The organism is Halomonas sp. SpR1, assembly GCF_031010175.1.
In the GTDB taxonomy this organism is placed as follows: Bacteria; Pseudomonadota; Gammaproteobacteria; order Pseudomonadales; family Halomonadaceae; genus Vreelandella.
Window position 1 is genome coordinate 1 of the sequence record NZ_JAUAMB010000071.1, and the last position, 5,521, is coordinate 5,521.

At 54.2% G+C, this 5,521-nt stretch carries 10 protein-coding genes; 1 reads left to right on the forward strand and 9 read right to left on the reverse strand.

The genetic code is table 11. The features are described from left to right. Nucleotides 1–43 precede the first annotated feature (43 nt). From QT231_RS24065 to QT231_RS24085, 5 genes are all read right to left on the reverse strand, one after another. The gene (locus tag QT231_RS24065) at nucleotides 44–490 is read right to left on the reverse strand and encodes a hypothetical protein (RefSeq protein WP_308339300.1); all 447 of its coding nucleotides are present in this window, start codon (nucleotides 488–490) and stop codon (nucleotides 44–46) included. Continuing rightward, nucleotides 474–1,154 (reverse strand): MerR family transcriptional regulator, encoded by a 681-nt coding sequence (locus tag QT231_RS24070; protein ID WP_308339301.1) that lies wholly within the window; start codon nucleotides 1,152–1,154, stop codon nucleotides 474–476. Before QT231_RS24070 ends, QT231_RS24065 begins: the two co-directional genes overlap by 17 nt. Before the next feature lie 361 nt (nucleotides 1,155–1,515). After that, a complete protein-coding gene (locus QT231_RS24075; protein ID WP_308339302.1) occupies nucleotides 1,516–1,851 on the reverse strand; it encodes a type II toxin-antitoxin system HicB family antitoxin in 336 nt (111 codons plus the stop codon). Further along, on the reverse strand, nucleotides 1,848–2,102 hold the full coding sequence (locus QT231_RS24080) for a type II toxin-antitoxin system HicA family toxin (protein ID WP_308339303.1): 255 nt from the start codon (nucleotides 2,100–2,102) through the stop codon (nucleotides 1,848–1,850). The genes QT231_RS24075 and QT231_RS24080 overlap by 4 nt, the downstream gene beginning before the upstream one ends. A gap of 142 nt (nucleotides 2,103–2,244) precedes the next feature. Then, on the reverse strand, nucleotides 2,245–2,394 hold the full coding sequence (locus QT231_RS24085; RefSeq protein WP_308339304.1) for a hypothetical protein: 150 nt from the start codon (nucleotides 2,392–2,394) through the stop codon (nucleotides 2,245–2,247). Between the two features lie 304 nt (nucleotides 2,395–2,698). On the opposite strand from QT231_RS24085, the gene QT231_RS24090 reads away from it, so the two are divergent. Beyond that, entirely contained in the window at nucleotides 2,699–4,039 is a 1,341-nt protein-coding gene (locus QT231_RS24090) for a site-specific integrase (protein WP_308339305.1), read from the forward strand. Here the strand turns inward: QT231_RS24090 and QT231_RS24095 are convergent, their stop codons facing one another. The 4 genes from QT231_RS24095 to QT231_RS24110 all read right to left on the reverse strand — a co-directional run. Then, nucleotides 4,040–4,348 (reverse strand): hypothetical protein, encoded by a 309-nt coding sequence (locus QT231_RS24095; protein ID WP_308339306.1) that lies wholly within the window; start codon nucleotides 4,346–4,348, stop codon nucleotides 4,040–4,042. Continuing rightward, a complete protein-coding gene (locus tag QT231_RS24100) occupies nucleotides 4,345–4,668 on the reverse strand; it encodes a hypothetical protein (protein WP_308339307.1) in 324 nt (107 codons plus the stop codon). Before QT231_RS24100 ends, QT231_RS24095 begins: the two co-directional genes overlap by 4 nt. A gap of 144 nt (nucleotides 4,669–4,812) precedes the next feature. Beyond that, the gene (locus QT231_RS24105) at nucleotides 4,813–5,028 is read right to left on the reverse strand and encodes a TraR/DksA C4-type zinc finger protein (RefSeq protein WP_308339308.1); all 216 of its coding nucleotides are present in this window, start codon (nucleotides 5,026–5,028) and stop codon (nucleotides 4,813–4,815) included. Nucleotides 5,029–5,042: 14 nt separating this feature from the next. Next, nucleotides 5,043–5,521: hypothetical protein (locus QT231_RS24110; protein ID WP_308339309.1), on the reverse strand; the 479-nt coding region annotated here is incomplete at its 5' end.

The window sequence follows — 5,521 nt, forward strand, 5'->3', positions numbered from 1 at the left end:
CAGTACGTCTTCGCCACATTGCCCACCCTAGACGATGATGAACTCAACACGCTGTTGCCCTGGCAGTGGAAAGAGACATTACCGGTCTAAGCGAAATCTGACTAGATGGGTTTAGTGGCTCGCTTACGTGCATGGGGCCTGGGGGCGCTAACACTTCTTTTGATATGATGGGCCACCATTCAATCAATCGCAACGCAGTTTCCCATACGTTCTTCTTTTTCCAGTCGTTACCCAGGTTAATCGTGGTGATCCCGCAATTCTCGAAGGCCAACCTTTCAGGATTACCTTTTTGAAAGCGATCCTTGGAAAAGATAACCCAGGTTTTATCAGACTGCTTAAGCTGTTCTAGCCATAGTTCATCCGGCATTCCGGGGCCGCCGTTGACGTCACGGGCATGCATGACGGTGTGGCTTTCACTACAGAGTTTGGCTAGGTGGTTAAGCGCGTTGGCGATGTGGGGGCTGAGATTTTCGTCAATGAAGAAGTGCACCCGATAAAATCCTTTCTTCGAATTTTACGGCGCGTTCTACTTCTTCTGGCGTCACATCATACGCACGGGCTGCAGCTGCTGTGCTGCCTTCTACCTCTGCCGCTTGGGCCAGTGTGGCGGTGGGCATGTGGCTGGGCAGAACGATCGGCTTACCGAAAGCAAAGCGAGGGTCGACCACTATGCTGGGATCTTCTAGGTCTGGATGCCAGCGCACAGGTTCTCCCTTTGCATCGAATTCAATGCCTGCCCTGAGTGACGGCACTATCACATCTTCGAATGCGTTTTGGCGCTTTACCAGGTCAATCACTGCTGTTTCGCCACTTTCTTCCAGTGCCTTCAGGAATACCTTTTGGCCATCGGTACACAGCTGGGGATTGATGAGTGGGTAATCCCGCTGTAGCAGCTCGTTTAGTTCATGTAGTGCCTCACGGATAACCGATAAGCTCACATTGTGGCTACGGAATTTAGCCACGGCACGAAGCTCAAGCAAGTCTTTAAAGCTGAGCGTGTCTTCTGCGCCTAAAGCTTGGGGTTCGGGTACCCAAAGAGGCCCCTTTTTCGACCGCGCAGGCATGAGCCAGCGGCGAATCTTATCCGCTTCTACGCCAATCAGGCGCTCTGCTTGCTTGGGACTGTAAAGCCCGATGTTGGTGAATGCGGTCATTGCTTACCCCCCAGCGTGGCGCTAGGTGCTGACAAAAGCTCAATCAATCGAGTCTGTGATGCGATCAGGATTGATGTCTTTTGGAGTGTTTTACTCTGTTGTACATGACTGTAGTTTGACACTTTCCGTGTACATCGCAAGGGATATTGGACACAGATCGTGTCATGCAGCCAATGGTGAAAGCGCTACGCGAGGCTGGGTAGCGGTTGGCGTTGTGCGTGGTGGAGAGCACAAGTAACGCCCACAGTCATGGCAGAGGGCGTTGGGCTGTCAATGTTGCGGTGTTATGCGTTGATTAACGCCCCTTGGGGCAAAACCGATGATGTGTTGGCCTTGGATGCCATCGTCGCGGCTGATACGGTCACGCAGATAGTTCGTGCTCGATAGCGGTGGCTACAAACTGATTAAGGCTTTGTCCTTTGGCGGTGGCGGCGTCGACGGCGTGTTTGTGTAGGTCTTCCGGTAGGCGCACCTGGAACTTGCCAGAGTAGGTCTTGGTGGGTTTGATGCCGCGTTGCTCGCATTCATCCAAAAAAATACCCAGCGAGATTTTGCCTTCGTCGCGTAGCTTGGCAACGCTGTCGGCGTAGAAGTCGGCCCCGCCGTTCAGCCCAGTGAATTCGCCCCGGAACATTTCAATGTCCGGGTCGTACTGGATAACGGCACGATAGCCGTCAATGATCATAATGTTATTCATGGGGTCTCTCCGTGTTCTTCCAACCATTTGCGTATGCTGGCCACTGCGCCCTTATCGGTATCCGGTGACGGGTGTGGACGATGAAAAACACGCACTTCATCAAACAATACAACGGCAATCCGCGAACCTTCCCGTTCCTGAATCTCTGCACCCAGCGCCATGAATAGTGCTTCGATATCACCCCAGGCAATGGTGCCGGGAGTGGGGCGGCTAAAGATAGCGGCCAGCGTCTTGGCATGTTTTCGTTTCATATTTAAATGATACTGAATTGTAGTACCACCTACAAGAAATGCAACCTAGCGATTGGGTGGCGTTAGGCGGTTGAGCACACGGCTGGCGATGCGTTCACTGTCGGCCGGTTGATGCCATGAAAGCACTTAACGACATTTTGGATTATTTAGAAAAGAACCATGGACTAAATATTGAAAGTCGCAAGTGATCCTGAGAGTTGATAAGCATATCAAACTGAGCGTATTGGCCACCGGCAGGGTGTTGGCGTAGGGAGTAGGTAAAGCGGGTCAGCTTTTGCGATGACTTTGTCATTAGCCACCTCCTCTCCAATGTTTTTATTTTGCTACCTAGAACCGCTATCAACAAAAAACGGCCACCTGCTGTATTAGCTAAGTGGCCGTTTTTCATAGAATTTTTGGTCGGAATAGCAGGATTCGAACCTACGACCTCTGCCTCCCGAAGGCTTGTGGATAAGATAACTCGATATATCCCCAGAACTATGTGGGTAACTAGAGTTATTTTAAATCAATCACTTATGTCCTGGTCTTCTTTTCTGCTTGTCGACGCACTTACCCTCTTTTATCCTCCGCTTAGAACCTATTTGGAACCTAGTTTTATGGGTAAGACTACAGCGAAGCTGACAGCGCGATTAATGGAACGGCTGGCCAAAGAGCTGGCGGAAGGTGATGAGGTTTGGGATTCGGATCTTGGAGGGTACCACGTTCGTGCTGGCAAGCGAGGCTTGTCGATCCGGCTCTCTTATTACAACACGCTGAATAAGCGGCGCGTGCTCACGATTGGCAAATTCGGGTTCTATACCGCTACTCAAGCGCGTGAATCAGCAAAGGATGCGCTGGCCGTTATTGCCCAAGGCGGCGACCCCCGTGCGGTGATTGAAGAGACGAAAGCAGAAGCGCAACATCAGCAGCAACAAACGCTTAGATCTTACCTGCAGGCTGATTATGCCGACCACCAGAAGCGCCGCAAGGATGGCGATTCCACCTTAAGGCGTATCGAGAATAGCTTTACCGAGTGGCTTGATAAGCCTATGGACACCCTGGGTCTGGCCGATGTTGAGCGTTGGCAAACCCAAAAGGAAGCGGGAGCCCCGGATGCAGACCCACCGGTAAAGCCCCATGCTTACCAAACCTTGAAACGCTCCTATGGAGCACTGCAAACACTGCTTAACCACGCGGCCAAGCGCGGCGTCATTACTCAAAATCCGCTAAAAGACATCAAGCTGCAGAAGCCAGCGCTTACGGACGACCAGTTGGAAGCGGATGAGGGCCGCCGTTACCTTGAGGATAGCGAGCGTGAAGCCTTTTTTGCTGGCTTGAACGCCTACCAAGAGGAGAAGCGGGCGCAACGGCGAAGCAGTCGCGCTCATGGCAAGCGGTATTTGCCCGATCTGGATGGGGTGGCCTATGTCGATCATGCCGCGCCGTGGCTGTTGCTCATGTATTACACCGGATTTCGACCAGGTGATTTATTTGGACTTCGTTGGCCACACGTGAATTTTGAGTTTAAGAGCATTCGCAAGATCATCGAAAAAACTGCGCACCAATCCCCCGAGCCGCAAACTTTCCCGCTTTCAGATCCCGCCATGGAAGTGCTGCAAACATGGTGGGAACAGCAAGGAAAGCCCAGCAGCGGCTATGTTTTTTCATCACCCGTTACCGGCAAGCGGCTGGGCAAAGATGCAATGCGGAAACCGTGGAAGCGGGTGCGTCAGTTGGCAGGGTTAAACGAGGGAATGGTGCTTTATACGCTGCGCCATAACTTTGCGAGTCAGCTGGTGATGGCGGGAGTGGATCTTCTTACGGTGAGCAAGCTGATGGCCCACTCGGATATTCAGACGACGATCAAATACTACGCCCACCTCCAGCCCGATCATAAGCGGAATGCGGTACAGCTGTTTGCTCAGATCGGGCAGGGGAAAGAGGTCATAGGCGAGTAGTTATGAGGCGATGGAGGCCATGGATGCTTCAGCAGTGCTTGAATAGCTCTCACTAGACTCCAGCCAGGCGTATACGTCGGATAAGCGATAGCGCACATGGTGGCCACGCTTAACGAATCGTGGCCCAGGTCTACCTAATAGGATACCGGTGCTGCGCGCTTTTCTTGCCGTTGCGGGCATTGCTGGAATCAGCCGCGGGAAAACCACGATATCAGGCAGCTCGATCATCGCCAGGTCTACCCCTGCCTTTGCGCGCGCTAAAGCATCGGCGAGTTCTTTATCGATATCACGTTGATCGGTAATGCTCATTGGCTCTTTTCTCCTTTTTCTTTCGCCCGCCAGCGGTTGAAGCGGTTGCGAATGATGCGAAACGTTTGGCGCGCGGCTGGGTTGCTGTCTAGCTCGGCGCGACTGTTGATTTTGCAGGCGGCGCATAACCAGTCCCGGGCGTCCTGTTCGTTGTGGGTGCCGTCGGGCAAGGCGCTGGGCTCAATGCCAAACTTGGCCCGGCGGCGGCGATCCAGGTAGAGCTGGAAGGCGCGATCCTGGCAAAGCATGGCGGCTTGCCTTGCCACCGTGCCGCCTTTGGGTTGTGGCTGTGTTGTTTGTTCATCAAGGGCTTGGCTCATATCACCCCCCAAAATCTCAATAGATGTTCCACTGCCAAATACCAGGCATAGGGGAATAGCGTTATCGCAAAGAACGTAGACCAGAACCCCTTTGCAACGACTACCCCGAAGATCCAAAGGAATAGCATTAGCAACCTACGAATATCAGCGAACATGCCGCCCCCTTAGTTCACGAATGCCCTGGCACTCGATACAGGTAGTGGCCCAGGGCGCGGCTTGGCGGCGGGCGGCTGGGATTGGGTAGCCGCAGTCGTCGCACTCGCTGTTGGTGGCCTGGGTGGCGAGCGCGGCGCGGCGTGCCAGCACGGCTTCCAGGCTTTGTTGGATGGTGACCGCGGCGCGGTCGGCGTTATCGGCCATCGTGGTTCCTTCGGTTAACAAAGTTCGGGCGGGAAGAACTCTTCTTCCTCGCTTTGGGCGTATTTGGGTACCGGCGCGAAGAGTTTTCGCGCCGCTTCTATGGCTTCCTGGCCCTCGCGGAAGGCGTCTTCCGCTTCGGCCCGGTAAATTTCTGAGCGCTTCCACTCTTCGAGACGTTCGCGCTGGGCGCTTTGCTCTTCTGGGGAGGGCTCGCGGGGCTGGATATCTGGCCCCTGCGTACAGTTAGTGACACGAGTCCAAGGGGACGCGGCTTCGCCGCCTCCCGAACCCCCCTGGGGGCGCTGCGACTTGCTGCGTACTTCCCACTTGTAGAAGCGGGTCAGGTATTCGTGTTCATTGCCCCGACCGTCGGAGACGACGATGCCGAAGGTGCCCAGCTTGCTTTCGCCGTGGCGGCCTTTGGCCTCGATGCCTTCGCGCACCTCGCCGGTGGCGTGGCTGAATTCAGCCCTTTCAAGATCCACGCGGGGCA

Coding starts and splice junctions, on each gene's coding strand:
- QT231_RS24070 (WP_308339301.1), bottom strand. CDS start 1,154: ATGACCGCATTCACCAACATCGGGCTTTACAGTCCCAAGCAAGCAGAG.
- QT231_RS24075 (WP_308339302.1), bottom strand. CDS start 1,851: ATGAATAACATTATGATCATTGACGGCTATCGTGCCGTTATCCAGTAC.
- QT231_RS24100 (WP_308339307.1), bottom strand. CDS start 4,668: ATGAGCCAAGCCCTTGATGAACAAACAACACAGCCACAACCCAAAGGC.
- QT231_RS24080 (WP_308339303.1), bottom strand. CDS start 2,102: ATGAAACGAAAACATGCCAAGACGCTGGCCGCTATCTTTAGCCGCCCC.
- QT231_RS24105 (WP_308339308.1), bottom strand. CDS start 5,028: ATGGCCGATAACGCCGACCGCGCCGCGGTCACCATCCAACAAAGCCTG.
- QT231_RS24090 (WP_308339305.1), top strand. CDS start 2,699: ATGGGTAAGACTACAGCGAAGCTGACAGCGCGATTAATGGAACGGCTG.
- QT231_RS24085 (WP_308339304.1), bottom strand. CDS start 2,394: ATGACAAAGTCATCGCAAAAGCTGACCCGCTTTACCTACTCCCTACGC.
- QT231_RS24095 (WP_308339306.1), bottom strand. CDS start 4,348: ATGAGCATTACCGATCAACGTGATATCGATAAAGAACTCGCCGATGCT.